Annotated in this window: 36 protein-coding genes and 1 tRNA gene; 33 read left to right on the top strand and 4 right to left on the bottom strand. The window is 69.9% G+C overall.

Annotation, left to right across the window (positions count from 1 at the left end; translation table 11 throughout):
- The first annotated feature begins 55 nt into the window (after nucleotides 1-55).
- From D0D15_RS06265 to D0D15_RS06120, 29 genes are all read left to right on the top strand, one after another.
- Entirely contained in the window at nucleotides 56-265 is a 210-nt protein-coding gene (locus D0D15_RS06265) for a helix-turn-helix domain-containing protein (RefSeq protein ID WP_094004607.1), read from the top strand.
- Between the two features lie 5 nt (nucleotides 266-270).
- Entirely contained in the window at nucleotides 271-735 is a 465-nt protein-coding gene (locus D0D15_RS06260; protein WP_143266161.1) for a hypothetical protein, read from the top strand.
- Nucleotides 735-1,088 (top strand): hypothetical protein, encoded by a 354-nt coding sequence (locus D0D15_RS06255; protein ID WP_094004609.1) that lies wholly within the window; start codon nucleotides 735-737, stop codon nucleotides 1,086-1,088. Before D0D15_RS06260 ends, D0D15_RS06255 begins: the two co-directional genes overlap by 1 nt.
- Nucleotides 1,085-1,264: a hypothetical protein gene (locus D0D15_RS06250; protein WP_094004610.1), complete on the top strand. Its 180-nt coding sequence runs from the start codon at nucleotides 1,085-1,087 to the stop codon at nucleotides 1,262-1,264. The genes D0D15_RS06255 and D0D15_RS06250 overlap by 4 nt, the downstream gene beginning before the upstream one ends.
- Nucleotides 1,257-1,610 carry a hypothetical protein gene (locus D0D15_RS06245; RefSeq protein ID WP_094004611.1) on the top strand — a complete coding sequence of 118 codons (354 nt, stop codon included), beginning with the start codon at nucleotides 1,257-1,259 and terminating at the stop codon, nucleotides 1,608-1,610. The genes D0D15_RS06250 and D0D15_RS06245 overlap by 8 nt, the downstream gene beginning before the upstream one ends.
- An 18-nt stretch (nucleotides 1,611-1,628) precedes the next feature.
- Nucleotides 1,629-2,174 (top strand): hypothetical protein, encoded by a 546-nt coding sequence (locus tag D0D15_RS06240; protein ID WP_094004612.1) that lies wholly within the window; start codon nucleotides 1,629-1,631, stop codon nucleotides 2,172-2,174.
- Nucleotides 2,171-2,434, top strand: a complete 264-nt coding sequence (locus D0D15_RS06235; RefSeq protein ID WP_094004613.1) for a hypothetical protein — start codon at nucleotides 2,171-2,173, stop codon at nucleotides 2,432-2,434. Before D0D15_RS06240 ends, D0D15_RS06235 begins: the two co-directional genes overlap by 4 nt.
- Nucleotides 2,422-2,757, top strand: coding sequence for a hypothetical protein (locus D0D15_RS06230; protein WP_094004614.1), 336 nt, complete (start codon nucleotides 2,422-2,424; stop codon nucleotides 2,755-2,757). Before D0D15_RS06235 ends, D0D15_RS06230 begins: the two co-directional genes overlap by 13 nt.
- Entirely contained in the window at nucleotides 2,754-4,196 is a 1,443-nt protein-coding gene (locus D0D15_RS06225) for a DNA primase family protein (protein WP_094004615.1), read from the top strand. Before D0D15_RS06230 ends, D0D15_RS06225 begins: the two co-directional genes overlap by 4 nt.
- Nucleotides 4,197-4,886: 690 nt before the next feature.
- Nucleotides 4,887-5,249 carry a terminase small subunit gene (locus D0D15_RS06215; protein ID WP_094004616.1) on the top strand — a complete coding sequence of 121 codons (363 nt, stop codon included), beginning with the start codon at nucleotides 4,887-4,889 and terminating at the stop codon, nucleotides 5,247-5,249.
- On the top strand, nucleotides 5,197-6,696 hold the full coding sequence (locus D0D15_RS06210) for a terminase large subunit (RefSeq protein ID WP_094004617.1): 1,500 nt from the start codon (nucleotides 5,197-5,199) through the stop codon (nucleotides 6,694-6,696). The genes D0D15_RS06215 and D0D15_RS06210 overlap by 53 nt, the downstream gene beginning before the upstream one ends.
- 11 nt (nucleotides 6,697-6,707) lie before the next feature.
- A complete protein-coding gene (locus tag D0D15_RS06205; RefSeq protein ID WP_115944296.1) occupies nucleotides 6,708-6,890 on the top strand; it encodes a hypothetical protein in 183 nt (60 codons plus the stop codon).
- Entirely contained in the window at nucleotides 6,890-8,125 is a 1,236-nt protein-coding gene (locus D0D15_RS06200) for a phage portal protein (protein WP_094004619.1), read from the top strand. Before D0D15_RS06205 ends, D0D15_RS06200 begins: the two co-directional genes overlap by 1 nt.
- Nucleotides 8,122-8,946, top strand: coding sequence for an HK97 family phage prohead protease (locus D0D15_RS06195; RefSeq protein WP_094004620.1), 825 nt, complete (start codon nucleotides 8,122-8,124; stop codon nucleotides 8,944-8,946). The genes D0D15_RS06200 and D0D15_RS06195 overlap by 4 nt, the downstream gene beginning before the upstream one ends.
- Before the next feature lie 137 nt (nucleotides 8,947-9,083).
- The gene (locus D0D15_RS06190) at nucleotides 9,084-10,376 is read left to right on the top strand and encodes a phage major capsid protein (protein WP_094004621.1); all 1,293 of its coding nucleotides are present in this window, start codon (nucleotides 9,084-9,086) and stop codon (nucleotides 10,374-10,376) included.
- A gap of 2 nt (nucleotides 10,377-10,378) precedes the next feature.
- A complete protein-coding gene (locus D0D15_RS06185; protein WP_094004622.1) occupies nucleotides 10,379-10,732 on the top strand; it encodes a head-tail connector protein in 354 nt (117 codons plus the stop codon).
- Nucleotides 10,729-11,085, top strand: a complete 357-nt coding sequence (locus D0D15_RS06180; RefSeq protein ID WP_094004623.1) for a hypothetical protein — start codon at nucleotides 10,729-10,731, stop codon at nucleotides 11,083-11,085. Before D0D15_RS06185 ends, D0D15_RS06180 begins: the two co-directional genes overlap by 4 nt.
- On the top strand, nucleotides 11,085-11,513 hold the full coding sequence (locus tag D0D15_RS06175; protein ID WP_094004624.1) for a hypothetical protein: 429 nt from the start codon (nucleotides 11,085-11,087) through the stop codon (nucleotides 11,511-11,513). The genes D0D15_RS06180 and D0D15_RS06175 overlap by 1 nt, the downstream gene beginning before the upstream one ends.
- Nucleotide 11,514: 1 nt before the next feature.
- Nucleotides 11,515-11,859, top strand: coding sequence for a hypothetical protein (locus D0D15_RS06170; RefSeq protein ID WP_094004625.1), 345 nt, complete (start codon nucleotides 11,515-11,517; stop codon nucleotides 11,857-11,859).
- The gene (locus D0D15_RS06165) at nucleotides 11,856-12,125 is read left to right on the top strand and encodes a hypothetical protein (RefSeq protein ID WP_094004626.1); all 270 of its coding nucleotides are present in this window, start codon (nucleotides 11,856-11,858) and stop codon (nucleotides 12,123-12,125) included. The genes D0D15_RS06170 and D0D15_RS06165 overlap by 4 nt, the downstream gene beginning before the upstream one ends.
- A 229-nt stretch (nucleotides 12,126-12,354) precedes the next feature.
- Nucleotides 12,355-12,810: a hypothetical protein gene (locus D0D15_RS06160; protein WP_143266162.1), complete on the top strand. Its 456-nt coding sequence runs from the start codon at nucleotides 12,355-12,357 to the stop codon at nucleotides 12,808-12,810.
- On the top strand, nucleotides 12,810-14,825 hold the full coding sequence (locus D0D15_RS06155; RefSeq protein ID WP_094004628.1) for a phage tail protein: 2,016 nt from the start codon (nucleotides 12,810-12,812) through the stop codon (nucleotides 14,823-14,825). Before D0D15_RS06160 ends, D0D15_RS06155 begins: the two co-directional genes overlap by 1 nt.
- A complete protein-coding gene (locus D0D15_RS06150; protein ID WP_094004629.1) occupies nucleotides 14,822-16,219 on the top strand; it encodes a hypothetical protein in 1,398 nt (465 codons plus the stop codon). The genes D0D15_RS06155 and D0D15_RS06150 overlap by 4 nt, the downstream gene beginning before the upstream one ends.
- Entirely contained in the window at nucleotides 16,219-17,331 is a 1,113-nt protein-coding gene (locus D0D15_RS06145; protein ID WP_094004630.1) for a DUF5047 domain-containing protein, read from the top strand. Before D0D15_RS06150 ends, D0D15_RS06145 begins: the two co-directional genes overlap by 1 nt.
- Entirely contained in the window at nucleotides 17,328-18,020 is a 693-nt protein-coding gene (locus D0D15_RS06140) for a hypothetical protein (RefSeq protein WP_094004631.1), read from the top strand. The genes D0D15_RS06145 and D0D15_RS06140 overlap by 4 nt, the downstream gene beginning before the upstream one ends.
- A 14-nt stretch (nucleotides 18,021-18,034) precedes the next feature.
- Nucleotides 18,035-18,751: a hypothetical protein gene (locus D0D15_RS06135; protein WP_094004632.1), complete on the top strand. Its 717-nt coding sequence runs from the start codon at nucleotides 18,035-18,037 to the stop codon at nucleotides 18,749-18,751.
- Between the two features lie 11 nt (nucleotides 18,752-18,762).
- Nucleotides 18,763-19,008, top strand: coding sequence for a hypothetical protein (locus tag D0D15_RS06130; protein ID WP_094004633.1), 246 nt, complete (start codon nucleotides 18,763-18,765; stop codon nucleotides 19,006-19,008).
- 2 nt (nucleotides 19,009-19,010) lie between these two features.
- Nucleotides 19,011-19,793, top strand: a complete 783-nt coding sequence (locus D0D15_RS06125; RefSeq protein WP_094004634.1) for a M15 family metallopeptidase — start codon at nucleotides 19,011-19,013, stop codon at nucleotides 19,791-19,793.
- On the top strand, nucleotides 19,790-19,972 hold the full coding sequence (locus tag D0D15_RS06120; RefSeq protein WP_094004635.1) for a hypothetical protein: 183 nt from the start codon (nucleotides 19,790-19,792) through the stop codon (nucleotides 19,970-19,972). Before D0D15_RS06125 ends, D0D15_RS06120 begins: the two co-directional genes overlap by 4 nt.
- A gap of 73 nt (nucleotides 19,973-20,045) precedes the next feature.
- Here the strand turns inward: D0D15_RS06120 and D0D15_RS35840 are convergent, their stop codons facing one another.
- Both D0D15_RS35840 and D0D15_RS06115 read right to left on the bottom strand, forming a co-directional pair.
- Entirely contained in the window at nucleotides 20,046-20,219 is a 174-nt protein-coding gene (locus tag D0D15_RS35840; RefSeq protein WP_158224403.1) for a hypothetical protein, read from the bottom strand.
- Complete coding sequence (locus tag D0D15_RS06115; RefSeq protein WP_143266163.1) at nucleotides 20,216-20,473, bottom strand: hypothetical protein; 258 nt, start codon at nucleotides 20,471-20,473, stop codon at nucleotides 20,216-20,218. The genes D0D15_RS35840 and D0D15_RS06115 overlap by 4 nt, the downstream gene beginning before the upstream one ends.
- A 93-nt stretch (nucleotides 20,474-20,566) precedes the next feature.
- On the opposite strand from D0D15_RS06115, the gene D0D15_RS06110 reads away from it, so the two are divergent.
- Nucleotides 20,567-20,815: a winged helix-turn-helix domain-containing protein gene (locus tag D0D15_RS06110; protein ID WP_233157160.1), complete on the top strand. Its 249-nt coding sequence runs from the start codon at nucleotides 20,567-20,569 to the stop codon at nucleotides 20,813-20,815.
- Here D0D15_RS06110 and D0D15_RS06105 read toward each other — a convergent pair.
- Together D0D15_RS06105 and D0D15_RS06100 are read right to left on the bottom strand one after the other, a co-directional pair.
- Complete coding sequence (locus tag D0D15_RS06105) at nucleotides 20,812-21,255, bottom strand: hypothetical protein (protein WP_094004638.1); 444 nt, start codon at nucleotides 21,253-21,255, stop codon at nucleotides 20,812-20,814. The two genes, D0D15_RS06110 and D0D15_RS06105, sit on opposite strands and share 4 nt — an antisense overlap.
- A 118-nt stretch (nucleotides 21,256-21,373) precedes the next feature.
- On the bottom strand, nucleotides 21,374-22,846 hold the full coding sequence (locus D0D15_RS06100; protein ID WP_094004639.1) for a S10 family peptidase: 1,473 nt from the start codon (nucleotides 22,844-22,846) through the stop codon (nucleotides 21,374-21,376).
- Here D0D15_RS06100 and D0D15_RS06095 point away from each other — a divergent pair.
- The 3 genes from D0D15_RS06095 to D0D15_RS06085 all read left to right on the top strand — a co-directional run bounded on the left by D0D15_RS06095 (nucleotide 22,845) and on the right by D0D15_RS06085 (nucleotide 25,138).
- On the top strand, nucleotides 22,845-23,585 hold the full coding sequence (locus D0D15_RS06095) for a uracil-DNA glycosylase (protein WP_094004640.1): 741 nt from the start codon (nucleotides 22,845-22,847) through the stop codon (nucleotides 23,583-23,585). The genes D0D15_RS06100 and D0D15_RS06095 overlap by 2 nt on opposite strands.
- An 84-nt stretch (nucleotides 23,586-23,669) precedes the next feature.
- A complete protein-coding gene (locus D0D15_RS06090) occupies nucleotides 23,670-24,995 on the top strand; it encodes an NAD(P)/FAD-dependent oxidoreductase (protein WP_162830510.1) in 1,326 nt (441 codons plus the stop codon).
- Between the two features lie 69 nt (nucleotides 24,996-25,064).
- Nucleotides 25,065-25,138, top strand: a tRNA-Leu gene (locus tag D0D15_RS06085).
- Nucleotides 25,139-25,226 lie beyond the last annotated feature (88 nt).

The raw sequence follows: 25,226 nt of genomic DNA, 5'->3' as shown, positions 1-25,226 counted from the left end.
CGCTAAGTTCGGTACCCTTCTGGACACCAGTGCACGATCTGGGAAGGGAAGGGACATGGGTGACACGAGAGCGAACACGCTCTTTCGACCCAAGACGGCCGCCGAGTACGCGGGTTGCCACGAGAAGACGATCCTGCGGGCCCTGCGGCGAGGGGAACTCGTCGGCTACCAGCGCGGGGCGAACTGCGCCTGGCGGATTTACCAGGAAGACCTCGACCGCTGGATCCGCGGTGAGCAGCCCAAGAAGTCGCGGCGGGCGGCGTGATGCGCATGACCACGGCCGCGAACACCAAGACGGACCCGGCCCGGCACAGCTTGCCGGCACACACCGGGCGGGCCCGCGTGAACAACCAGGAGGAGACCCGGATGTCCGGACTCACGGTAACACCTGTTTCGGCCTGTCCGCAGCACGAGTGGTGCGAGGAACACAGTCCCGCTGACGGCGCGCTGTGGCATGACGCGCCCCTCGGGCAGGTCGAGGTGATCGAGTGCGACCTCGTTGACGAGGCCGACCTGACGGAACCCCTCGTGCTCGGCCTGACCGCTCACGACACCCACATGCCGCCCGCCCTGACCATCGCCGTCGGGCGGTGGGCTGGCGCGGCTGTCCTGGCTCCCGCAGGGGTGCGGAAGCTGCGCGACACGCTGACCCAGGCGCTCGCCCTCCTCGGCGAGGACGACGGGTTCGACGCGGCCGCGGCCGAGGCGTGCGCGCTGGTCGGGGGTGGTCGGTGATGGCTGAGGACCGTGCTTACTGGCAGGACCGCGCGTGCGCGCCGGACTGCATCGGCCACCACGAGGACGGTGACCACCCGGACGACCGGGCCTGCCAGTCGAGCTGGGAGGACCGGGTCACGCTGACCTGCTTCGAGCCGACGGTGCGGTACTTCGGCGAGAGCAAGGTGGTGGACCCGGCTGAGGTGCTGGTGTTCTTCCGCCGCGAGTGGCGCGAGGCGGAGCCGTGCGTGTTCGTCGAGCCCGAGCTGCTGCGACCGGACCTGCCGCGGCTGCGGCTGACGCTGGCCGAGGCCGACCGGATGGGCCGGGCGCTGCGCACCGCGGTGCGCCGGGCGAAGGGCGGTGCGTGATGACGCTGGACGTGATCCTCTGGATGGCCGCGCTGTTCCTCGCTGGTGTGGCGGTCGGAATGAAGGTCGGGCTGACGGTTGAGCGGCGGCGCTGGAGCCGCGCGACGGACGCGTTGATCAGCCGGATGCGCGCCGGGGCGGACTCCGACGCGGGTGAGGAGGACGTCCGTGGCTGACCAGCTGGTTCTCCGCTTCCCGTCCGCGCCCGTCGATGCGGACACCGAGTCGATCCTGCAGCTGGTCGCTGGCGACCCGCTGCACGAGGACGACCGCGCCGCCGTGGTGCGCGCCATCCTCGCCGCCGCGGCCGCCGACGGTGGACGGGTCGATCCGAACGCCGTCCGCAAGCTCATCCCGGACAACGTCTACCCGCGTGTGATCGGCGCGACCTACCTGACCCTCGCCAAGAAGGGGCTGCTGGTCGTCGACGGCTGGACCGTGTCGGAAGACCGGGCGGGCCGCAACACCGGCAAGCCGTGTCGCCTGTACCGCCTCAACACGTCCGCCGCGCGCGCCGCCTGAACCTCCCCGGAGATCATCATGACCGACCTGCACGAGATCCCGTTCGAGCAGCGCACCGCCGACCTGGTCCGCTCGCACTACCACGCCCTGTTCCCGCTGCTGCGGGCCTACGACGAGATCACCCGCGAGCACAACAGCGGGCACGACGACATCAACGAGCCGTGGGAGGGCGGCCTCGACACCCTGCAGATCACGGCGCTGGCCCTGCAGCGCGTCGGGAAGCCCCCGCGCGACCGCGACGACGTGCTGCACGCCGAGTGCCACATCAACCGCCTGCAGGAGGAAATGCTGCGCCAGTACCCGGCGCAGTCCCCCACCCTGGCCGAGGCGATCATCAGCGTCGAGTTCGCCTGGGCCGGGTGCGTGACGAAGGCCGAGGACTTCGAGCAGATGTCCGAGGACGACAAGCGGGAGCACGTCGACGGCCTCGTCGAGGAGCTGCGCGGCGACATGGGAGCCCATCTTCGCGACGCGCTGCTGATCGCCCTGCCGACCATCTACCGGCAGATCACGGCCGATAACGAAGCGTGGCACCGCAAGGCCCGTCTGGAGGTGGCCCGGTGACCGAGGGAATCAAGGGCGCCGTGCGCCTCGAACTGGCTGACCTTCGCGACGGTCGAAACCGTCGCTGGGTGGGGAACTTTCCTGTCGAGATCCACATCGGCGGCGGCTGGCCCGACATGGTCGACCTTTCCAAGCTGCGGACGCTGGCCTGGTCGCTCGGATGGAACCTCACTATCACCGGCGCCGATCCGGCGGCGGTGAAGTACACGGTCGAGCACCTGCAGCAGTACGCCGAAGCCGAGCCCGCGTGGACGGCCTGAACGAGCCCGTCACCATCCCCCGCGCCGAGTACCAGCTGTTGCTGCTCGACGCGGGGGCGTGGCGGCTCCTCAACACCAGCCCGCACGTAGCGGAGATCCTGTCCGAGTGGATCGAATGGGCGCACCGGAAGGACATGAGCGAGTCCACGGCGGAGATGGCGCGGATGGTCGACTGGCGGCGCGAAGCCAGCGTCCCCACCTACGCCGTACTCCGCGAGCGCCGCAGCCACTATGAGCGGGCACCCCGAACACCAGAACAGATCCGGGCCGAGACCGCGTGGTCCTGGGCCCGGGTGGAACGAGCCTTGAAGGGGGCCGCGTGATCGGCACCGAGCACGCCGACGCCGACCAGTGGGTCGACCAGGACGGGGCAGTCCAGGAGGCACAGAGCGACGAGGCTCAGGTGTTGCCGTTCAACAAGGAGATGCACAGCGGGCAGCTGCGCATCGCCGAGCGGTTCGTCCGCGCCTACGGCCACAAGCTGCTGTTCGTCCACGGCATCGGCTGGCACTACTGGACCGGAACCCACTGGGTCGAGGACAAGGACGGCAAGGCCCGCCGGCGCGTCATCGCGCTGCTGAAGGACATCCGACACGAGTCCGTCGACATGCCACCGAAGCAGCGGGACCAACTGCTGGCGGACGTGAAGAAGTGCGAGTCCAGCGGCGGCATCACCGGCGTGCTGGAACTCGCGAAGCACATGCGGCCGATGACGGTCTCCGCGGAGGAGACGAACGCCCACCCCCACCTGTTCAACGCGCTGAACGGCACGCTGAACCTGGAGACCGGGCAGCTGCAGCCGCACAACCCCCGCAACATGATCACCAAGTGCGCGGGCACCAGCGTGCGGCCGGACGCGCACTCGGAGCTGTGGGAGAACTTCCTGCAGGAGGTGCTGCCAGACGAAGGCGTCCGCAACTACCTGCAACGCGTGTTCGGTGTGGCGATGCTCGGCACGGTGCGCGAGCACATGCTGCCGATCCTCACCGGCACCGGCGGCAACGGCAAGTCCGTGTGCATCGACGCCGTGCTGGCCGCTTTCGGCGACTACGGGATCACCGTCGACCCCAAGCTGATCATGCGCACGAAGCACGAGCGGCACGCCACGTTCCTCGCCGACCTCCACGGTGCCCGTCTCGTGGTGACCTCGGAGACCGACGAGGGCGACGTGATCGCCGCGGCCACCGTGAAGCGGCTGACCGGCGGTGACAAGATCCGCGCGAACCGCATGCGGGAGAACACCTTCGAGTTCACCCCGTCGCACTCGCTGGTGTACGTCACCAACCACAAGCCGCAGGTGTCCGCAGACGACAAGGCGATGTGGCGCCGCCTGTCGGTGGTGCCGTTCGACGTGACCGTCGCCGAGCCGGACGTGAAGCTGCCGGAGAAGCTCAAGGGCCAGCTGCCCGCTGTGCTCGCATGGGTGTACCAGGGGTGGGTGGACTACCAACGGCAGGGTTTGAACCCGCCTGCGGCCGTCCTGGAGCGCACAGAGTCCTACCGCAGCGAGAGCGACCCGTTGAGCCAGTTCATCGCCGAGGAGTGCGTCAACGGCAACCCGCTCATGAAGGTGAAGGCGAAGGCGCTCTACGAAGCGTGGGCGGCCTGGGCGATGAAGCAGGGGCTGCCCGCGATGACCAACCAGGAGTTCGGTCGGCGCATGAGCGAGCGCTTCGAGAAGAAGGCGACCAGCAGCGGCGCTCAGTACCTCGGGATCGCCATCCGGGCAGAGGAAGAGGCCGAAGCGGGTTTGCCGCTCTGACCAGGGAAAGTGGTGGATAGTGGTGGACTTTCCGTATGAGTCCTTCGTATATGTGTGCGCGCGGGTATACGGGAAAACCGTCACTATCCACCACTCCCTCTACATTGGACGGATCTAGATGGACCGCCGCTACGGCACCACCAGCAGCCAGGGCTACGGCTCCGCGCACCAGCGCCTGCGCAAGGCGTGGGCAGACCGGGTCGCTGCTGGTGGTGTCGACTGCGCCCGCTGCGGCCACACCATCCAACCGGGCCAGCCCTGGGACCTCGGACACGTGGACGGCACCGGCAAGGCCCAATACCAAGGCCCCGAGCACCGGTCCTGCAACAGGGCGGCAGGGGTGCAGGCCAGGCAGGCAGCAGACCCACGACCACGACCACGCCGACGACGAGCAAGGCCCACCCAGTGATCACCACAACACAAGCCCCTGACCTGCGCAAACACAGCGCCACAGTGGACAGTGCCTCTGACCTGCGGTTTTTGGGTGGCTGGGGCGCCCCGGTGATCCACGCCCTTGTCTTCCTCTCTCCCCGGGAGCGTGCGGGGCGTGCCGGGCGCGGGCGCGTGAGCAGCGGATGGGCGGGTTCTGTCGGTGGCGTGCGGTATTCTTGTATCGGTATTTCTATACCGGTCGGAGGTGGCGGGGTGGCGCGTGAGTCGGCGGGGCTTCGGTCCGCGGATCGGCTGCTTGTGCCCGCGATCCAGGCGTCTCTGGGGAAACTGGAGCTGTCCGAGGAGGACCAGGCGCTTTCGCGGCTGGCCGAGACCTACGCCCGGCAGATCGACCAGGCCGCGGGCGCGGCCGCGCACGCTGACCGTGTGCTGCGCGCTGTCGACCAGGCCGAGGACCCGGACCTGTACGAGCAGGTCGCCGCGCTGAAGGCGAAGCTGGCCGAGCGCACCGCAGTGTCCGACCTCGGGCCGAAGCTGCTGGCCGCGCTCGACGCGCTGGGCGCCTCGCCGAAGGCGCGTGCTGCTGCCGCGAAGGGTGGTGGGGCACGTGGCCAACGCGGCGGCAAGCTCGCGGCGATCCGGGAAAGTCGCGCCGGGTAAGAAGCTCCTGGGCCGGACCGAGCCGCGGCTGTGGACGCCGCCGCTGCGCCCGCTGACCCGCAAGACGACCCGCGGGTACGAGGTCATCGACTTCGCCCGCGAGGTGCTCGGTGAGCCGCTGCTGCCGTGGCAGGAGTTCGCGGTGATCCACGGCCTGGAGCTGCTGCCAGAGGGCACCTTCCGCTTCCGGACGGTGCTGGCGATCGTGGCGCGGCAGAACGGCAAGACCCACCTGTCGAAGGTGCTGGCGCTGTGGCGCCTGTTCGTCGACGGCGCGCGCCTGGTGCTCGGCGCCGCGCAGGACCTCGGCATCGCGCGCGAGGTGCTGGACAAGGCGAACGAGTCGGTCGACGAGGTGGCCGAGCTGGCCGACGAGAAGCTGAGCTACCTCACCGCGAACGGCAAGGAGTCACTGAACCTCGACGGCGGACGCCGCTACCTGATCAAGGCGTCGAACCGGTCGGCCGGCCGCGGGCTGTCGGTGGATCACCTCACGCTGGACGAGGTGCGCGAGCAGCGCGACTGGGCGGCTTGGTCGTCGCTGTCGAAGACCATCATGGCCCGCGCGAACGGGCAGATCTGGGCGCTGAGCAACGCAGGTGACGATCAATCGGTGGTGCTGAACCACCTGCGCGCCGCGGCCGGTGCCGTCGACGGCGGCGACGGGGTGACCGTCATGGGCGACGCCCGCGACGAGTCGATCGCCCTGTTCGAGTGGTCGGCCCCCGAGGGGTGCGAGCTGGACGACGAGCAGGCGTGGGCGCAGGCGAACCCGGCGCTGGGCCGCACGCTCTCCCACACCGCGATCCGGTCGGCGCTGGCTACCGACCCGCCCGAGGTGTTCCGCACCGAGGTGCTGTCGCAGAAGGTCGACCAGCTCGACGGCGCGGTGGACCTCGCCGCGTGGAAGGCGTGCCGCGACCCGAGCATGACCCTCGACGCCGTGCAGGACCGGATCGTGCTGTGCCTGGACGTGGCCCCGGACGGCAAACACGTCGCGCTGCTCGCCGCCGGTGAGGTCGCCGGGGTGGTGCGCGTCGAGGTCGTCGAGGCGTGGGACTCCACCGAGGCCGCCCGCGACGAGCTGCCCGCGCTGCGCGAGGAATACCAGCCCAAGGCCGGCGCCTGGTTTCCGTCCGGCCCGGCGGCCGCGCTGGCGCCGCTGCTGCGGTCGTGGCCGGAGTGGGTCGAGATCAAGGGCGCGGCGGTGGCCGAGGCTTGCCAGGGGCTGGCCGACCTCGTCCGCGCGCGCCGGGTGATCCACCCCGGGGACCCGCTGCTGGACGCCCACATCGCCGGGGCGTCGAAGTACTACCAGGGCGACGGGTGGCGCTTCGTCCGGCGCGGCGCCGGCCACGTGGACGCTGCCTACGCCGCCGCGGGCGCGGTGCACACCGTCCTGACCCTGCCCGAGGAGCAACCCGCGCCGTGGTTCGGCGTGGTGTGAACGGAGATGAGATGACCGACACGAGGACCACGACCAGCGCCCGGGGCGTGCTGCTGTCCGTCGCGCAGGCCGCCGGCGGGGCCCCGGCCGGGGCCGGGTTGTTCATGGTGGCCGGGCTCGCCTGGGGACTGCTCGTCATCGGCGTGCTGGTCTTCGCCGTCGCGGTGCTGGCCGAGATCACGAGGGGTGCCTGATGGGACTCGGACGCCTGTTCACCCGTGCTGCCGGGCCGCGGCAGCACTCGCGCACGATCGTGTCGGACGGGTGGCGCATCGGGCCGTCCGCGCTCATCACCGGCGACACCGGATGGGGCGGCGGCGGGTACGTGCGGGTGTTGGGCATCCCCGGTGTGGACCGGGCGGTGATGCTGATCGCCGACCTTCTGGGCGGGCTGCCGTGGGACGCCTACACCGACCGCGGCCGCAACTACGCCGAGAAGGTCACTCCGCGGCCGATCCTGCTTGAGCAGCCGAACCCTGAGGAAGCGCGGATCGCGACCATGTCGGCCTGGGCGGCTGATCTGGTGCTGAACGGCAACGCCATCGGCGTCATCGCCGAGCGGAACGCCGCCGGGCTGCCGACCGCGGTCGCGCCCGTCCCGGCGCGCAACGTCGGCGTGCGGCGGGCGGGCGGCTCCACGTACTCGGCCCTGCCGACCGGGGCGATCGAGTACAGCATCGGCGGCCTGACCTTCGCCGCCGATGAGGTGATCCACGTCAAGGGTCCGTGTGAGCCGGGCGCGCTGCGCGGTGTCGGTGTGCTGGAGAAGCACCTCAACGGTCACGGGTCGCTCGACCTGGCCGAGGAGCTGGCGCGGCAGGCGCGCAACCTGGGCAACACCGGCATCCCCACCGGCGTGCTCAAGGCGACCAGCCCGGACGTGACGCGCGAGCAGTTGACCGCGTCGAAGGAGGACTGGATCAGGTCGCAGCGGGATCGCACGATCGCGGCGCTCGGCCCGAGTACCGAGTTCCAGGCGCTGGCGTGGAACCCGGAAGAGTTGCAGCTGATCGAGGCGCGCAAGCTGTCGCTGCTGGAGGTCGCCAACATCTTCGGTCTGCCGCCCCGGTTCCTGGGTGCCCCGTCGGGCGGGTCGATGGACTACACCAACGCCGAGGCCGAGAGCATCGACCTGCTGAAGTTCTCCCTCGGCGGGCACGTGGGGCGCTTCGAGCAGACGCTGTCGCTGCACTTCCCCCGCGGTACTTGGGTGCAGGCCAACCTCGATGCCGTGCTGCGCGCCGACACGCTGACCCGTTACCAGGCGCACGAGATCGCGGTGCGCAACGGGTGGCTGCTCAAGTCCGAGGTGCGCGAGATCGAGGACTACCCGCCGGTGCCGGGCATTGACGACGACCCCGAACCGGTGCGGCCCGCGCCGCACGGGCAGGCCAGCGAGACCGACGAGCAGACGGGAGCGACCGCATGACCGCCGAGACGTTCACCCGCCAGTGGATGCCGGACCTTGAGGTCCGCTCGGCCGCGAAGGGTGGTGACGGCCGGACGGTGTGCGGTATCGCCGTGCCCTACGGCCGCCCGCAGCCGATCGACAGCCGGTTGACCGAACAGTTCGCCCGAGGCGCCTTCGCGGCGCAGATCAGGGCTGCCCATCGGGTTCCGTTCATGCGTGACCACGGCCCGCACGGCGGTTCTCTGATCGGGCGCGCAACCGAGCTGCGCGACGACGCTGCCGGGCTCTACACCGAGTTCCGGGTGTCCCGCACGGAGAAGGGTGACGAGACCCTCGAACTGATCAAGGACGGCGCGCTGTCCGAACTGTCGGTCGGGTTTCGAGAAGGCCAGAACCGGAAGCTGCCCGGCGGCGTGATCGAGCGCGTCTCGGCGACGCTGACGGAGGTCGCGATCGTCATGGCCGGCGCTTACGGCGAGGCCGCCACGGTGACCGCCGTCCGGAGTGCGGCCACCGTGGACCGGCGGGCGCAGCTAAACCAGATCGTCGCCGCGCTGCCGGTGCTGTCCGCGGATGCCGAGGCGCTGACCCGCGCCAGCAGCCACGGCGGCTCGAATCTCAAGTACGGGCCGGGCTCGTCCTTGTGGGAGTACTGGGTGGGGCCGGAAGGGTTCGCGCGGTACGCGGCGTCCCCGCACCCGTGGACCGCGCTGCGGGACGCGCTGATCGCCGAGGGCGCGCCGACGAGCATGGCCGATGGCCTGGCCACCAACATCATGCAGGCCACTCCGGCCGGCCGGGCGCTGTACGCCAAGCACCACGGAGGTCACGCGGCATAACCGTCCAAGAGCGTTCATCGGTTACACTGGACGGCAGTAGCGCAGGACGCCGACACCCTCGCCGCTCACGGAAGCGAGCACCCCGGCCAATCGGTGCGAATGACCCCATTCGTTTCGACACCGGGAGGACGGCGCCCATGCCGAACCCGTACCTGGTCCGGTTGCGCGAGCAGCACGACGCGCTGCGTTCCTCGATCGAGGGCTTGCAGACGCGCGCCGCCGAGGGCAACCGTGACCTGACCGAGGACGAGCTGCGCAGCGTCACCGAGCAGGCGACCCAGCTGCGCACCCTGTCCGAGCAGATCGAGCAGCTGGCCGAGGTCGAGACCCGCTCCCGCCGTGTCGGCGAGCTGGCCTCCTCGCTCGACGGCGACGCTGGCGAGCAGCAGAACCTCGGCGGTGAGCAGCACCGTAGCCGCACCACTACCCGCGACCGCGATCCGGGCCACTACCGGTCCGAAAAGGACGGGGGCGAGCGGTCGTTCTTCGCCGACCACTACCGCGCGAAGGTCCTGCGTGACCCGGAGGCGCAGAAGCGGCTCGACGAGCACATGCGTGCCGTCACCCAGGCGTCCGGCGGCGCCGGCATCATCCCGCCGAAGTGGCTGACCGACGAGTACCAGGGCCTCGCCCGGGCCAAGCGTCTCATCGCCGACCGCGTGCGCCACGTCTCGCTCGGCCGCGACCCGCGCCCGCTGATCCTGCCGAAGCAGACCGCCGGCACGGACCAGAACATCACGGCGCAGACCACCGAGGGCCAGAACAACGCTGGCTGGTCGGCGGACCGCTTCGCCACCGACAAGGACACGCTGACCCCGGCCGCGTACTCGGCTTCGCAGATCGTGGCGCGGCAGCTCATCGACGCCTCCAGCCCGGCCGCGGACAGCCTGATCATGGGCGACCTGCGCGCGGCGTGGGACGCCAAGGTCGAGAGCCTGGTGTGCGCGGCGATCCTGGCCGGCGGCACGGCGGTCGCCACGCCGGTGGACCTCACCGACGAGGTGGCCGCGCTGGACGCGGTGATCGATGCGCAGACCGAGGTCGCCGAGGACAAGCGGGGCAGCGCCGACCTGGTCGCGCTCACCCCGTCGCAGTTCGGGTCCTTCCGCAAGCTGCGCGACACCACCAACCGGCCGCTCATGCCGGTGTCGCGGTACAACCCGAGCAACGCCACCGGCGCCCTGGGCAACGTGCTCGTCGGCGACATCGAAGGCTCCGACGCCTACGCGTCGATGGGCTTCGCCGACAACACCAAGTTCGCGGTGCTGTACTCGCAGGCGGTGTACCTGGCTGAGTCGGACCTGCTCGACTTCACCTACGAGCAGAACGTCGGCCCCGCCGATGTCCAGATGGGCATCTGGGGCTACGTCGGCGTCCTGGTCCGCAACCCGGGCTCCGTGCAGGTGCTCACCCTCGCCACGGGCGCGTGACGATGAGCTGGCCGCCCACGCTCGAGGAGCTGAAGCTCGACAAGAAGCTTGAGCCGACCGACGACCGTGACGACGAGCTGCTGCAGACGCAGCTCGACGCCGCGGTGGCGTTCGTCGAGCGTGTGCGGTCGGACATCGACTACACCGAGGACGAGCTGAACCCCCGGCCCAAGCCCGGCCCGGACCTCGTGCTGGGCACGATCCGGCTGGCCGAGCGGTGGTACACCCGCCGCCGGTCGCCGGACGCGCTCGTCACGATGGGGCCCGAGCTCGGCTCCGCCCGGGTTCCCTCGTTCGACCCGGACATCGAGCGGCTGCTGGGCATCGGCAAGTACCGAGGACCGGTGTTCGCATGAGGACCGTGTCCGAGGCGGCGCAGCAGATCGAGACGGCGCTCAAGACCGTCGACAAGCTGCGCCTCTACCAGCTCGACGACGACGACATCGACCCGCCCGGGCTCGTACTCGGGCCGCCGCAGCTGACGTGGGATGGCTACGGGCCCGCGCCCACGACGGCGACCTTCCTGGTGTTCCTGGTTGTCGCGGTGGACGAGCGGGCGCTGGAGCGGCTGTGGCAGTTCGTCGGTCCGGTCGCGGCCGCGCTCGACACCGTGCAGGACGCGGTCGTGCAGAGCGCCGACCCCGGCGCATACCCCGCCGGCAGCCAAAACCTTCCCTGCTACTCGCTTTCCGTGGAGGTGAGCCTCTGATGGTGCATCAGCGGCGACTCAAGATCATCAACTTCACCATCGATGGCCAGTCCTTCGAGTGCCAGGTGCAGACGTGGAACCTGGACCCGGGTGTGCAGGACGGCGACCGGCAGTACACGTTCTGCAGCACCGGCGACAACAGCTTCGTCGAGGAGACCGACGACGAGCCCACGCTGGAGCTGACGTTCTTCAGCGACTGGCGCTCGAACGGGCTGTCGGACTACCTGTGGGCGCACGCCAATGAGGTCGCCGACTTCACCCTTGATCACCATCCTGACGTGGTTGGCGAGCACGTGCGGTGGTCCGGGCAGGTGCTGCTCAAGCCGCCGCCGGTCGGTGGTGACGCGCGCGCGACCGAGACCAGCGAGGTCACGCTGCAGATCATCGGCACCCTCGGCGACGGCCTGACCTACGAGAGGGTGGCCTGACATGGCGCGCACTTCCGTTGCGACACAGCCGATCGTCAAGACCGGTGTGGCCCCGGTGCTGACCGCGCCGGTCGCCGATGGGGACATCATCGACACCGGCCGGGTGTTCCTGCAGGTGACCAACGGCGGGGGCTCGCCGGTCACCGTCACCGTCCAGGCCACGGTCGAGGTCGACGGCCTGGACCTGGAGGACCTGGTCGTGTCCGTCCCGGCGGCCGGCACCCGGCTGATCGGGCCGCTGTCGCGCGCCACGTTCGGGCAGCTCACCGGCAGCGCCGATGTCGGCCGCGCCTACGTCGACTACTCGTCCGTCACGGACGTTACGAGGGGAGTGTTCACGCTGTGATCGACTTCAAGATCGCGCCGGACGGCGGCGAGAAGTTCGAGGTCAAGGCCACCACGCGGGACATCCTGAACTGGGAGCGCACCACCAAGGGTGGCTCGCTGAAGCAGCTGATGGAGAACCTGCACACCGCGGACCTGTACAAGGTGGCGCACTTCGCCGCCCGCCGCACCCAGCAGTTCACCGGCACGCTCCAGGAGTTCGAGGCCAGCTGCGACCTCGAGTTCGAGCTGGAGGAGACGGTGAAGGAGCCGGACCCTACCCAGTAGGCAGCCTGCGCCGGACCCTGATCGCCCTCGCGATCGAGACCGGGATTCCGCCCAGCGTCTGGGTTGCCGAGGACGACCAGCACCACGCGACCGTCGTCACCGCACTGTCCATCTTGGAGGAACGCGAGAAAGCCGCCTCACGGGGCAAGGGCACAACCGCCCACCGTGAGCCCGGGGCCGGGGGCCCGCAGTACTCAGGCTGACCGGCCCGTCCCCGGAGGTGATCCTCGTGGCCAAGACCTCGCTCACGGTGAAGATGAGCATCGTCGGTTTGCGCCCGACGCTGCGCGCCTTCAACGACCTGCCGAAGGACGCCACGAAGCGGCTCAAGGACGCGACGCTCGAGCTGTCTCGCGCCCTGGCCGCCAAGGTCAAGGCCGAGGGCATGGCCGACGAGGCGCCGCAGTCGCGCCTCGTCGCCACCACGGTCGCCGCGGTGCGCGACCGGGTGCCGGCCATCCGGGCGGGCGGCACCAAGCGGCTGGGCCGCAACCGGGCCCCGGCGTTCAAGCTGCTGTTCGGCTCGGTGTTCGGCTCGAACTACTACCGCCAGTTCCGCCGCCCGCACCAGGGCCGTGACGCCTACTGGTTCTTCCCGGTCGTCGAGAGCAGCCAGGCCGAGATCGCCGCGAAGTGGACGGCGGTGGCCGACGGGATCATCCGCGACTTCAGCGAGGACGCCTGATGGCCGCCGGAACCCGCACGATCACGATCAAGTTCGACGGCACCGCCAAAGGTCTCGTCGCCGCGACCGGTGTTGCCTCCGCACAGCTGCGCGCGCTGGAGCAGCAGACCGAGACCAACCGGAAGAACCTCGGCAAGTTCACCTCCGCGGTCAACAGCACGTTCGGCGCGCTCGCCCGCGGCGCCCTGGCGATCTCCAACCTGTCCGGCGGCATCGCCGTCGTGATGGGCCTGACGACCGCGCTCATCGCCATGTCCGGTGCGGCCGGGCTCATCCCAGCGGCCATGTTCGGCGCGGCCGCGGCGATGATCGCGGTGAAGCTGGGCGGCGAGGGGATCCAGCGCGCGTTCGAGGGCCTGGGCCCGACGCTGGACGGGCTCAAGGCGAAGGTGTCGGACTCGTTCGAGAAGTCGCTGACACCCGCGGTGAACAACCTGAAGGTCGCGCTGCCGCAGCTGACCGGCGGTTTCCAGCAGATCGCGACCGCGATGGGCGGCGTGCTCACCAAGATCACCGCCTGGCTGAAGACCCCGGCCGCGATCGGGCAGGTGAACACGATCCTCTCGGCCACGGCACGGGTGATCCAGAACATCGGCGCGTTCCTGGCGCCGGTGATCGCCGCCTTCGTGCGCATCGGCGCGGTCGCGGCGCCCATCCTGGTCGAGCTGACCTCGGGGCTCGGCGCGGTCGGTGAGCGGTTCAAGGCGTGGGTCGACCGGATGGCCGAGACCGGCAACATCGAGCAGTGGATCCGGAACGCCATCGAGGCGTTCCGCGAGCTGTTCGCGATCCTCGGCGACATCGGCGGCATCGTCTCCGCGGTGTTCGGCGCCCTATCCGACGCCGGTGTGGGCCTGGGCGGCGTGCTCGGCCCGGTCATCAAGCAGGTGCGCGAGTTCGTCGAGTCCGCCGAGGGCCACGACGCGATCGTGGCGCTGGCGCAGGCGGTCGGCACCGTCGGCCAGGCGGTGTCCGGGGTGCTGGGCGCGGCGCTGAAGGCGATCGCCCCCGCCCTGCCGCCGCTGCTCGACGCCTTCGCCCAGCTCGCCACCCAGGTGGCTGCGTTCCTCGTGCCCGCGATCCAGACCCTCGGACCGCTGCTGCAGGGCTTGGCCCTGTTCCTGTCGCAGAACATGACCTGGATCGGGCCGCTGGTCATCGCGATCGGCGGGCTCGCGCTCGGGATCCAGGCCGTGACCACGGCGGTGAACCTGTGGAAGGCCGCGGTCGCCGCCTACACCGTCGTGCAGTGGGCGCTCAACGCCGCCATGACCGCCAGCCCGATCGGGCTGATCATCGCGGGGATCGCGGCGCTGATCGCGGTCATCGTGCTGATCGTGTCCAACCTGGACTTCTTCCGCGGCGTGTGGGACGCGGTATGGAAGTTCGTCTCGGACGTGATCACCGCGGTCGTCGGCTGGTTCCGCGACCGGTGGAACGACGTGTGGGGCTGGTTCACCGGCCTGCTCGGCGGGCTCGGCGGGTTCTTCTCCGGGATCTGGAACGGCGCCCGCAACATCGTCGGTGGGGTCATCGACTGGTTCCGCGGCGCCTGGGACGGCGCGGTGTCCGCGGTGCGCGGGTTCTTCTCCGGGCTCGCCGACTTCGCCGGCGGGATCTGGGGCGGCATCGTGTCCGGGGTCAAGTCGGCGATCAACTCCGTGATCCGCGTGGTGAACGGCGCGATTGGTGGCGTGAACAACATCACCGGCGTCGTCGGGATCCCGGCCATCCCGTCGATCCCCTACCTCGCCAAGGGCGGTACCGCCCGGGCCGGCCAGTCCTACCTTGTCGGCGAGCGCGGTCCGGAGCTGTTCACCCCGGGCCGCACCGGGCGCGTCACGAACGCGAACACCACGGCCGAGGCGATCGGCGGCGGCGCCGGGGGCGCGGAGGTGCTGGAGCTGCACCTGGACCTCGGCGAGGGCATCAGCCAGGTCGTGCAGATCCAGCTCGAACGGCGCGACCGGCAGACCCGCCGTGCGCTGACGGCGGGAGTGGGGGCCGCGCGATGACCCTGACCGCGACCTACGCCGACGACCTGTCCCGCGTGCGCCTGTCGATCACTGGCGCCCCGGCGCAGGCCGACTACGCGCTGATCGAGCGCAGCACCGACCAGATCACCTGGGCCACCGTGCGTGGCGGTGACACTGTCGCGCTGTCGGGCGGCGCCGGGCAGCTCGACGACTACGAGTTCACCCCCGGGGTGGCGAACTACTACCGCGCGTCCTACGTGGACTCCGGCGCGATCACCTCCGTCGGCGTCACCCCGGCCGGGCCGGTCACCGGCGACAACGCGCCGCTCTCACCTGCGCTGCCGACCGCGGTCGCGGCGGGGGACCTGCTGCTGCTGTTCGCCACGATCCGCAACACCGCGGCCGCCCCGAACGCCCCGGCGGGCTGGCGGACCCTGCACACCACGGGCAGCACGAAGATCTTCGGCCGCCGCTACATCCCGGGCGACGCCGCCCCCACGGTCACGTTCACCGGCGGCGCCGCGGGCGACTCGACCACGGCGGTGGTGTTTGCGCTGCGCAACGCCGAGCTGGCGCCGCAGGTGTCGGTGTGGCAGAACAACGCCTCCGCGCAGAACATCGCCTACCCGGGCATCACCGCGGGCGGCGCGGGCGACCGGCTCACCGTGCTGTTCGCGTGGAAGCAGGCCCAGCACACCGGGTGGGGCACCCCGGGCGGGTTCGTCGACGTGACCCGGGTCAGCAACACCGCAGGATCCGGCGACAGCCTGTTCGTCTTCCTCGCCGCCTACCCGACGACGATCCCGGCCGGCACCGTCACCGTGACCGGTGGGGCGGCCGCGGTCTCCAAGGCCACGCTCGCGACGTTCCGCCGCGCCGACTACGTCACCCGCGACACCACCGCGATCACGCCGGACATGCAGGTGGCGTGGATCAAGAACGTGCAGCGCCCCTACCTGAACCGGGCGGTCACGGTCACCGACTGGTCCGCGATCACGCGCCCGGCCCGCGCCGGGATCATCGACGTGATCTCGCGGTCCCTGCCGGTCGCCGTGACCGACCTGCGCGGCTCGAAGCGGTACACGCTCACCATCACCGCGGTCAACCTCGACGTGGCCGAGGACCTGGACCTGTGCTTCTCGACCGGCGAGCCGGTGCTGCTGCACGTCCCGGCCGGCGCCCCGTTCCCGGGCGGCTACTACGTGATCGGCGACATCACCATGGACCGGCACTCCAAGCGCACCAAGCGGCGGTTCTTCGACCTGCCCCTGACCGAGGTCGCCGCCCCGGCCGGAACGATCGTCGGCGAAACGGTCCTCTACGCCGACATCCTGGCCGCGTTCGCCACCTACGCCGACCTGCTCGCCGCCGAGCCGCAGTACGCCGACGTGCTCGACCGCATCGCCGACCCCTCCGACGTGGTGGTGCCCTGATGCGCCCCGTCTCCGACCGGTTCCTGACCACCGTGCGCGGCTCGCACGCGATGGCCTCCCGCGCCCGCGTGTGCTCGCCCGGCCAGACCGGCGTCAACCCGCTCGGGGTGGAAATCCCGATCGTGTCCGGCGACGTGAAGCTGGACGCCACGGCGGACATCCGCGCCACCCTCGACCTCACCACCGAGTGGGAGTTCCCGGCCAGCGCCGGCGGGCTGCTCACCCCCTACGGCAACGAGGTGTTCGTCGAGCGGGGCATCGTCTACGGCGACGGCGGCACCGAATGGGTCTCGCAGGGCTACTTCCGCATGTACGAGACCGACCAGCAGAACGCGCCGGACGGGCAGATCCAGCTCGACGGCCGCGACCGGATGTCCGGGATCATCGACGCGCGCCCGCTCGCGCCACGCGAGTTCGGCGCCGGCACCTCGGTCGCGGCGATCTTCGACTTCCTCGTGGGCGAGGTCTACCCCGGCGCGATCATCCTGTTCGACTTCGACGCCGGGGCCACCACGTTCCCGTCCAGCCACGTGCTGGAGGACGACCGGTACAAGTTCCTGAAGGACATCGCCGACTCGTTCGGCAAGGTCATGTACTGGGACTATGCGGGCCGGTTGCGGGTCGAGACCGCGCCGGACCCCACGGTGCCGGTGTTCTCCGTCAACCACGGCCGCGGGGGCGTCGTAGCGACGGTGTCGCGCCGGTTGAAGCGCGACGGCGTCTACAACGCGGTCGTCGCCACAGGCGAGCCCGTCGGGGAAGCACCACCGGTGCGGGCGGTGGCCTACGACCTCAACCCGAGCAGCCCGACCTACTGGAACGGCCCGTTCGGCAAGGTGCCGCGGTTCTACAGCTCGACCTTCATCACCACCACCGAGCAAGCGCAGGCCGCCGCAGACGCGATGCTGGTCCGGCAGCTGGGGCTTCCGTACAACGTCGACTTCTCCATGGTGCCCAATGTCGCGCTCGAACCTCTCGACCCCATCGAGCTGTCCTACTCGAACCGGCTCAACGTCGAGCGGCACGTAATCGAGACGCTGACGGTCCCGCTGGACGCCGGCGGCGTCATGCAGGCCACTACCCGCGAACAGATCCTCGGAGGTGTGGCGTGAGGTCCGCGGACATCGCCGCCCTTCTGGTGCAGGGCATGCAGCAGCAGGGCAACGGCAACAGCGACATTGGCTGGCACACCGGAGTGGTGCAAGCCTGGGACGAGCAGACCGGCCTCAACTCGATCCTCATCAACGGCAACACGTTCAACAACCTGTCCGTGCTGTCGACCTCGAACAGCATCATGATCAGCCCAGGCGACACGGTCGCGTTGATGCGGGTGCAGTCCCAGTATTTCGTGCTGGGCCGGATCCAGGCGCCAGGCGAAGGCGCGGCGCTGAACTGGCGGTCGGACAACGTCTCGCCGAACGAGAGCACCGGCAACACCGCGTATAGCGACCTTGCAACTGTCGGCCCTCGGGTGTCGAACGTCTACATCGGATCGTCCCGTCGATGCCTGGTCATCGCGAGTTCGCGCATCGCGGTCAACGGCTCCGGAGGCTACTTCGATGTCGAGGTGAGCGGGGCATCCTCTATCGCCGCGTCCGATTCCCGTGCCGCGTTCGGCGTGTCCGACTCCGTCAACCCCGGCGCGGTCACGTTCACCGCCACCAACACCACGCTGCTCACCGCCGCCGATGGCCTGAAACAGGGCTTGCACACCTTCACCATGAAGTACCGCTTCGAGGCGCACGGCGGCTCCGCCATCACCTTCTTCGGAAAACGCACGCTCACGGTCATGCCGTTCTAGAAGGGGAAAGATCCATGCCCAGCACACCCACCTACGCCCTCCCGTACCCGGCGCTGACCGACCCGCCCAACGTGCCCGCGGACCTCCAGGAACTCGCCGAGGCGGTCGAGAGCCAGTTCCTCAAGACCCTGCGCGTGGTGTCCGCGCTGCCCGCGACCGGCGTGGCCGGCCAGCTGCTCGTGTCCTCGGTGGACTGGCGCACCTACCGGTGGACCGGCAGCGCGTGGGTGCCGCTCAACCCCGGCATGCCCGCGTGCGTGCTCTACAACGACACGGCGCGCTCGATCTCGCCGGGCACCCCGCAGACCGTCCCCATGACCGGCGCGATCCAGAACGACAGCGTCGGCGGCAACCCGATGTGGCGGCCAAGCGCATCGGGCGGTGACGACTTCGCGCTCATCATCCGTGAGCCCGGGCTGTACGCCTACGGCTGCCGTGCGCAGTGGTCGGCCGACACCGTGGGCTACCGCATCATGGGCGTCACGAAGAACCGCGCGTCCGGCGGGTTCATCCGCGACGCGACGTTGGCCTACACCCTGCTGCCGTCCTCGACCAACGCCGCCGAGGGCAACGGGCAGGAAGCCACCGGCGTGGACCGGCTCGCCGTCAACGACGTGCTGCGGATGAACGTCGGCCACACCTCCGGCAGCAACCGGTGGCTGGAAGGCGGCACGACCGGCAACAACGGCGGCGGCCTGACTCGCTTCTGGGCCTACAAGATCAAGGACTGAGGGGAGCAGTCATGGCACAGCCCGGTGACGTGGTGATCACCACCAAGGAGATGTACGACGAGGTGCGCGCCACGCACGACGCCGTGAAGGAAATCCGCGGCGAGATGAAGACCCTGCGCGAAGAGGTCAAGGCCCAGAGCGCGGACCACGAAACCCGCATCCGCGCGCTCGAGCGGCGCGTGTGGGTCGCCACCGGGGGCGGTGGCGCGCTCGGCGCGCTCGCCGGCGCCCTCATCACCGCATTCACAGGAGGGTGAGCATGCCCAAGTCGCAGAACGGCTACCCCGCCAACGACATCAACCTGACCACGGTCTACACCATCCCTGGCACGACACGGACGATCCGGCTCCGCAAGGGCCCGGCCGGTGAGCTGCTGGTGTGGGTGCTGGCCCAGTTCCACGCGCGCGTCGAGGATCTCGACGACGGGCAGCTCGACGACTGGGGCTACGCCGAGCGCACCATCCGCGGCAGCAGCACCACGCTGTCCAACCATGCATCCGGGACTGCGGCAGACGCCAACGCCACCCGACACCCGCTCGGCACCGACCCGGCCGCGAACTTCAGCGCGGCGCAGATCCGCGCCATCCGCGAGATCGTCGCCGCCACCCGCGGCGCTGTGCGGTGGGGCGGCGACTACCAGGGCCGCAAGGACCCGATGCACTTCGAGATCGTCGAGGACGAGGCGTTCTGCGCCCACGTGCTCGCGGCGTTGACCACCGGAACCGAGGAGGACGACTTGACCCCCGACCAGAGCGCCAAGCTCGACGCCATCTACAACCAGCTCGCCGGCTCCTTCAAGAACGGCGAGTACCCCGGCTGGCCCACCGTGGCCGGCAACAAGACCCTCGTCGACATGGTCCGCACCCTGCTCGACGCGGTGCTGGGCTACAAGCCGTCCCGTATCGCCGGGGACAAGAACAAGACCAACCTCGTCGACCTCGCGTTCGACCACGCGAAGTGGACCTTCGAGGACCGGGCCGCGCTCACCGAGCTGCGCAACAAGGTCGACCAGGTCCTCGCGAAGCTGGGTGATGCGGCGTGAACCTCGGCAACGCCGCGAAGGCGATCGTCGCCGCGATCGGCGGGCTGTGCACCGCGCTCGCCCCGATCGTCGCCGACAACGTGATCGGCGCCGGGGAACTTCCGGCCGCCCTGTCCGCGCTCGTCGCCGCTGGCGCCACCATCTACGGCGTGTGGCGCGTGCCGAACAAGGCCGAGTAGGCGGAACCCCCGGCCCGGGGACTTGGAGGTGTACGGGCCGGGGGCTCCTCGCGCGCCTGGTCTGTCCCCCTGATCAGGGACGGCGCACGTCTTCGCCGGCGTGCTCGCCCGGCTCCGGGGGCAGGGTCTCGCCGGTGTCCAGCAGGGTGATCGTGCCGTCGTGGGCCTCGAAGTACGACGAGCGGCGTGCTCGGTTCACGTCCTTGACCAGCGGATCCTTCTGGAACTCCGAGTACGAGAACGTCATGAGGTCCTCGCAGCCAGGTAGGCGTCGACTCCCTGGGCCATGCCGGGTTCGAGCAGGCGACAGGCCGGGCAGCGCTGGACCTGGTCAGGGTCCAGGCGGAGGTCGAGCGCCGAGCGGGCGGCGATCAACCCGCAGGCGGTGGCGCACATCTCGTCCAGGTAACCCTCGCGCATGGCGCGCTGGATCCGCAGGTGAAGGCGCTCTGCGATCACCAGCCACTCAGGCTCGACGTGGGAGACGGACACGGTCGGCACGGCGTCCACTCTATGCCGCTCCATAGTGCGGCGTACAGCACTAGACAGCGTTCTACGGAACGATGCAGCTCAGGGCATGTTTACGGTGCAGTAGTGAGCCCTGCCGACTTCGTGCCCGACCACTCCCGCCCGGCCTACATCTGGCAGCAGGTCGCCGACCACGTCCAGAAGCGGATCGAGGACGGCGACCTGGCGCCCGGCGCCCGCCTGCAGAACGAGCGGGTCATGGCGGAGGAGTACGGCGTGGCCACCGGCACCGTCCGGCGCGCGATCCAGGAACTCCGCGACCGCGGCCTGGTCATCACCCTGCCCGGCAAGGGCACGTTCGTCGTCGAGCGCTAACGCTCGCGCAGCAGCTGCCGCGCATCCCGCAGGTCCCGCTCAGAGCACCCGCCGGCGGAATCGACGTAGGGCGTGTACCGAGACCCCGCCAGCAGCGACGCGCAGTCCGCCACGATCTCGATCCGGTCCGCACCGAGCACGAACGCGGCGAACCGACCCGACCCGAACTGGCGCACCTGCTGCAGGTGCATGTGCTCGTGCCGCACCACGTCGGCGACATACCTGCACGGCACCAGCGCGTCCACCACCGCGCCCTCGTCGCTGGCCTCACCCCAACCGGTATCGGGCACGTCGCCGACGCGCCACAGCGCCCGGTCCTCGCCGAGCTCGTCCAGGGTGCGGTTGTACTCCGTCGCCCACGTACACCGCGGTGCGCCGGGGGTCTGGCTGGCGGCGGGCGGCGGCGGCAACAGCAGAGCGACGGTTGTCAGCGCCGCCATGAATACAAGGACGCGTTGCCAGCCGCTGCAGGCGTGGGACACGGGGGATTCCTCTCGGTCGGACCCCAGGTCCGTCCCACGTTTGTCCCACGCCCGTCTCGGTCTAGATCATCTTCGACTACCTGTTTGAGCTGGTAGTCACGAAGTCAGCCAGGTCCTTCGACTGCTGCAGCCGCGACGGCTCGTGCACGTACATCATGTGCCCGGCCGGGTAGTAGGCCGACTCGATGTTGCTCCGCAGGTTCTCCGGGATCTGCAGGTGCGCCAGGACGTGCTCGGCCGCGTAGTAGGGCGTCGCGCCGTCGTAGTAGCCCAGGGCCACGTGCACCTTCAGGTGGGGGTTCGCCCGCATCGCCGCGCTGAGCGCCTCCACCGCCGACACCGCGCGGCCCTCGAACTCCGAGTAGGACCAGTTCCGCACCACGTCCATCGACAGGACCTCGTACGGCAGGTCGTTCTCGTACCCCAGCTCGGACCGGACGTAGTGGTTGAAACCAGCCGAATACGCCCCGATGATCCGCGACACCGACGCGTCGTCGCTCATCAGCTCGCGTCCGCCGTCCGGCTCCCACGTCGTGAAGCGGCCGTCCATCCGGCCCGTGGTCAGCCCGCGCTCCCGCAGCAGCTCGGTGAAGAACCGCACGTGCTCGATCCGCAGGTTGACCCGGTCCACATAGGACTCGTCCAGCCCGGTCAGCGACGCCAGCTTGCGCACCGCCGCCGCCTTCTCCTCCGGTGTCAGCCGCGAACCCCGCTGCAGCGCCCACGGCAGCTCGCGCGCGGCGAACTCCTCCGCCTCGGCCAGCACGTCGGCCAGCTTCCGCTTGCCGTGCTTGCCGTGGTAGTGCGCGATCGCCGCGTACGTCGGCACGAACAGCGGGTACGGCTGGTCGTTGCCCTCGGTGAAGCGGATCGTGCCCATGTCCAGCACGGAACTGATGAGCATCAGCCCGTTCAGGTAGAACCCGTGCCGCTCCTGCAGGTGCCCGGCCAGCGCCGCCGCGCGCAGCGTGCCGTACGACTCGCCGGCCAGGTACTTCGGCGACAGCCACCGCCCGTTGCGCGACGTCCACAGCCGGATGACCTCCGCGACCGCTTCCACGTCCGCGGTGAACCCGTGGAAGTCCTTGGCGCTCTCGCCCTTCTTCGGCCGCGAGTAGCCGGTGGACACCGGGTCGATGAACACCAGGTCGCTGTGCACCAGCAGCGTCTCCGGGTTGTCGGCCACCCGGTACGGCGGCGGCTCGGGCGAGTCGACGTCGCCGGAGACCACCCGGCGCGGCCCCAGCACGCCCATGTGCAGCCACACGCTCGCCGAGCCCGGGCCGCCGTTGAAGGCGAACGTCACCGGCCGCGAACCCGGCTCCGCGCCGTCGAGCGTGTAGGAGGTGAGGAACACCTCGGCCTTGGCGGCGTGCCCGTCGAACTTGCCGTCGGTGTGCACTTCCTTGCGCAGCACGATTCGTCCGGTCTGCGCGGTGTAGGACAGTTTGCGCCGCTTGACGGTGAGCGTGTGCTGGGTGGTGACGAGGTCGTCGCTCGGTTCGGGCGCGGCCTCGGTCTTCGTCTCCTCTTCGGGGGTTTCCGGCATGATCGCCAACCTAGCGGAGCACACTGACGATGTGACCCGACGAAAGCTCCACACCCTGGCCGAACTGGACACGGCGGTCACCGGGTGCCGCCGCTGCCCGCGCCTGGTGGCCTGGCGCGAGGAGGTCGCCGCGACCAAACGGGCCGCCTTCGCCGACTGGACGTACTGGGGACGGCCGGTGCCCGGGTTCGGGCCGGCGGACGCGTCGCTGGCCATCGTCGGGCTCGCGCCCGCCGCCCACGGCGCCAACCGCACCGGCCGCATGTTCACCGGTGACCGCTCCGGCGACTTCCTCTACCAGGCGCTTTACGACCTGGGCCTGGCTTCCCAGCCGACCTCGACCCACATCGGCGACGGCCTGGAACTCAAGGGCGTGCGGATCACCGCGCCGGTCAAGTGCGCCCCGCCGGCCAACAAGCCGCTGCCGTCGGAGCGGGACAACTGCCGTCCCTGGCTGGTGCGGGAGTTCGAGCTGTTACTTCCGACACTCCGCGCGGTCGTCGTGCTCGGCGCGTTCGGCTGGCAGGCGCTGCTGCCGGTGCTCGCGCAGACTTGGACGGTGCCGAAACCGGCGCCCAAGTTCGGCCACGGCGCTCACTTCGTCCTGCCGGGGACCCCTGATCTTCACCTTTTTGGGTCATTTCACGTCTCGCAGCAGAACACTTTCACCGGACGCCTCACCCCGGCCAAGTTGCGGGACGTGCTGGGCCGTGCGGGCGCGGTGGCCGGGCTCCTCTGAATCGTTTCGCGCTGGTCCGCGACCCTGGTCACAGGTGGGGAGGGTCTACGCGCGCCCGGCTTGTGGGAGTGGGAAGATGTGTCTATGGCCGCAGCGAAGTCGGAACCGACTCGGATCCTCATTCTGGGTGGCGGTTACGTCGGGCTCTACACCGCGTTGGGACTCCAGAAGAAGCTCCGCGCCAACGAAGCCTCCGTGACGATCGTCGACCCTCAGCCGCACATGACCTATCAGCCGTTCCTGCCGGAAGCGGCGGCTGGGGCCATCGAACCGCGCCACGTCGTGGTGCCGCTGCGGCGAGTGCTCAAGCGTTGCCACGTGCTCACGGCGCGGGTCAACAAGATCGAGCACGAGCGCAAGACCGTCACGGTCGAGGCCGCCGACGGGCACATCGAGCAGCTGAACTACGACGTGCTCGTGGTCGCGCTCGGCGCCGTCGCCCGGCTGCTGCCGATCCCCGGCCTGGCCGAAGAGGGCATCGGCATCAAGACCATCGGTGAGGCCATCTACCTGCGCAACCACGTGCTGACCAAGCTCGACGAGGCGGCCAGCACGCTGGATCCGGAGCTGCGCAAGCGCCTGCTCACCTTCACCGTCGTCGGCGGCGGGTTCGCGGGCATCGAGGCGCTGGCCGAGCTCGAGGACATGACCCGGTTCGCGACGCGGTACTACGAGAACATCCAGCCGGAGGACATCCGCTGGGTGCTGGTCGAGGCCGCCGGCCGGATCCTGCCCGAGGTCCGTGAGACCCTCGGCGTGTGGACGGTCGAGCAGCTGGAGAAGCGCGGCATCGAGGTCTACCTGTCGACCGCGGCGAAGTCGTTCGAGAACGGGCACGTCGTGCTGTCCGACGGCACCGAGTTCGACAGCGACACGATCATCTGGACCGCGGGTGTGAAGGCCAACCCGGTGCTGGCCAACTCGGACCTGCCGATCGACAAGCGCGGCCGCGTCGAGGCGACCGCCGCGCTGCAGGTCGTCGGCCACCCGGACGTGTGGACCGCGGGTGACAACGCGGCCGTGCCGGACCTGTCGCGCACCGAGTCCGACCCGACGGCCACCTGCCCGCCGAACGCGCAGCACGCGGTCCGGCAGGCGCGGCACCTGGCGAAGAACATCATCAAGGTGCTGCGCGGCGGCCAGCCGACGGACTACTTCCACAAGAACCTCGGTGCGGTGGCCGGGCTGGGCCTGCACAAGGGTGTGGCGGACGCGCTGAACCTGAAGATCAAGGGCTTCCCGGCCTGGCTGTTCCACCGGGGCTACCACCTCAAGGCGATGCCCACGTTCAACCGCAAGGTGCGCATCCTGCTGGACTGGATGCTGGGCGGCCTGTTCCGGCGTGAGGTCGTGTCGCTGGGGCAGATCAACAACCCGAAGGAAGAGTTCGCGCGGGCTTCGAAGTCCTGACCTGCGGTGCGGGCCGGGATGTGCTGACCTGCGCTGGGGTCGCGGGCACCGTTCGCTTAGGCTGACGGTGCCCCCGTAGCCCAACCGGCAGAGGCAGTCGACTTAAAATCGATTCAGTGCGGGTTCGAACCCCGTCGGGGGCACTGAACCGCAGGTCAGCGGGCTGGGGCTGAGGATCGTCGGCCCCCCGGTCCCGGGGACTCACAGGAAGTGGTGTTCTCGGGTAACGAC

Source organism: Amycolatopsis thermalba (genome assembly GCF_003385215.1).
GTDB classification, from domain to species: Bacteria; Actinomycetota; Actinomycetes; order Mycobacteriales; family Pseudonocardiaceae; genus Amycolatopsis_E; species Amycolatopsis_E thermalba.
This window is presented reverse-complemented; position numbering and strand designations above follow the sequence as displayed.